4 protein-coding genes are annotated in these 1,554 nt (G+C 26.9%); all 4 read left to right on the forward strand.

The genetic code is table 11. From position 1 onward, the window contains the following. Window positions 1–76 precede the first annotated feature (76 nt). On the forward strand, window positions 77–301 hold the full coding sequence (locus VK998_RS04075) for a hypothetical protein (protein ID WP_325225775.1): 225 nt from the start codon (window positions 77–79) through the stop codon (window positions 299–301). Between the two features lies 1 nt (window position 302). After that, on the forward strand, window positions 303–884 hold the full coding sequence (locus VK998_RS04080) for a hypothetical protein (protein ID WP_325225778.1): 582 nt from the start codon (window positions 303–305) through the stop codon (window positions 882–884). A gap of 10 nt (window positions 885–894) precedes the next feature. Continuing rightward, on the forward strand, window positions 895–1,053 hold the full coding sequence (locus tag VK998_RS04085) for a hypothetical protein (RefSeq protein WP_325225780.1): 159 nt from the start codon (window positions 895–897) through the stop codon (window positions 1,051–1,053). A gap of 24 nt (window positions 1,054–1,077) precedes the next feature. After that, on the forward strand, window positions 1,078–1,554 hold a 477-nt coding region (locus tag VK998_RS04090; RefSeq protein ID WP_325225783.1), incomplete at its 3' end, for a hypothetical protein.

Here is a 1,554-nt window from a genome sequence, read left to right on the forward strand (position 1 = left end):
CTATTGATGAATTAGCTGATTATCAAAAGATTGAAGTAGTAAGAACAAGAAGTAATTTCTTTAAATTAAACAAACAATGAAAGAATACGAAGCTGTATTAGAATCTTTTTATGTAGTTTTAGAGAAAAAACTATTTGTTAAAAACAGTGTTGATACAGGAGATAAAATATTAACAAAATTGAGTAAATTAAACAAAGATTTTCAATTTATTCGTTTAAAAAACGATAATATTGAATGTATATTTGATCTCTCTAATCACAAGGGAGGTAAGGTAATAGAAGTTAATCTAAAAGAAATTTAAAATGAAAAAAAGAAAAATTCTGAAATGGGGTTTGTTTGTGGTTTTGACTATAGGGGTACTTCTGGTACCCCTTAGTTGTAACCATAAGGATTCAAAAGAAACTACTTTAAAAGAAAGTTTTGAAGTTACAAAGTATGTACTTGATAAACAAGATGTAATCAAGTATAAAAACTGTAAAACGTTCAAAGATAGTGCTGTAACAGAAGCAGCGCAATTATCTTACTTCTTCTCATGGTTAGAACCAGAGTTTAAGTTTAATAAAAAAGACTTTGAAAATCATTTCAATACTTCTTTGATAGAAGAAGTATATAATAATGACAAACAAGTTACAAGAACACTCGTAATACTATTTTCTTTTATTAGTATAGTCTTAGTAGGGATAATATTTTATATAAATAGGTATTCTTATATGAAAGATATTACTTTAATTAAACTATTAACTGGCTTAATAACAGCTTTAGTATTAACTGCTTTTATTACAGTTGGATTAACTATTAGATTAATTAAATCAAATGTTTTTGATAAAGAAATGTTTAAAGACAAAGTAATAAAGGAATATTATATAGGTGAAGACACCTCTTAAATCCAAAATTATGATAAAAATAGACATCATACGAGAGAATTTTATTGTAATGGAGATAAACAGAAAGAAAATAATTTGTTACAATAAAGCACAAGCTAGAAAAATAAAGACTGAACTAAAATCTGTGATAAAGAAATTAGATAATTTTATCAAAAAATCCGACTATTAATTAACGAAATTAAACAGTTCAAAAATGGAAAACTTTAAATCTGTAGATCTTGAAACTCAAATGACTATTCAAGATATTATGAATTATATTGAATTTCAGCGCAGGGAAGCTGAAAGGAAAAGAGAAACTCTGAGAAGAACAATGTCTTATATGAAAAAAGAACCTAGTAATTATGAAATAGAGCGAGTAGGTCATGAAAATGATAAACTTGCTGATGCTTATCATATGGTTCTTGATGTTATTATGAAAAGGGGTATAGCAAGAACTTCTGGTGCTGATAGGGCAGAACAACTTCAAATTATTGATTCAACCAAACCTATAGAATCACAGAAAGTAGCTCCTCATAAAGAAAACAAAGTTGTTAAACCAGTTATAGAAGACAAAAAGGTTGAACAACAGGCTAAAGAAATCATATCTGATTTTGAAGTAAAACAGTCAATCTTTGAGTCTTTTTCAAAAAAGAATTACGATGAAGCCATAAGTAAACTTGAACACTTCTAT

Source organism: Schnuerera sp., from assembly GCF_035459645.1.
In the GTDB taxonomy this organism is placed as follows: domain Bacteria; phylum Bacillota; class Clostridia; order Tissierellales; family Tepidimicrobiaceae; genus Schnuerera.

Bases quoted from the DNA above. Each gene is read 5' to 3' on its own strand.
- VK998_RS04085 (WP_325225780.1), top strand. From the start codon at position 895: ATGATAAAAATAGACATCATACGAGAGAATTTTATTGTAATGGAGATA.
- VK998_RS04080 (WP_325225778.1), top strand. From the start codon at position 303: ATGAAAAAAAGAAAAATTCTGAAATGGGGTTTGTTTGTGGTTTTGACT.
- VK998_RS04075 (WP_325225775.1), top strand. From the start codon at position 77: ATGAAAGAATACGAAGCTGTATTAGAATCTTTTTATGTAGTTTTAGAG.